The sequence below is a fragment of the Streptococcus sp. DD10 genome (assembly GCF_001578805.1).
GTDB lineage: Bacteria > Bacillota > Bacilli > Lactobacillales > Streptococcaceae > Streptococcus.
In genome coordinates, this window is record NZ_KQ969226.1 from 1 (window position 1) to 302 (window position 302).

General features: G+C 43.0%; 1 pseudogene. It reads right to left on the reverse strand.

What is annotated here, in order from left to right:
• Positions 1-36: 36 nt before the first annotated feature.
• Positions 37-246, reverse strand: a pseudogene (locus tag STRDD10_RS10690) (helix-turn-helix domain-containing protein); the annotation flags it as partial.
• Between the last annotated feature and the right edge of the window lie 56 nt (positions 247-302).

A 302-nucleotide genomic window follows, 5' to 3' on the forward strand; every position in this document is an offset into this window, starting at 1 on the left:
CCCTCTGTCTGAAGTGAAGGTTTTAAGAGCCTCTTAACGAGATTTTCGACCTTTTTGCTTGGCCCTGTGGTCGTACTGTTCCTGTGCTAAGGCTGCGGAGTAACTATTTTTGCATCGACTTAGCTCTCTTGAAATGGTGGACTTATGGACGCCAAGTTTACTTGCAATTTGGCAAGGTTTCAAACCTAAATCCAAGTAAGTTTCTATCTTTATTCGGTCGGTTATGGTAAGATGGGAGTAGCTCATAGTTTTTCCTCGGGTTCTGTTTGTGTGACTACTTACAGTTTACACCAGTGAAACGC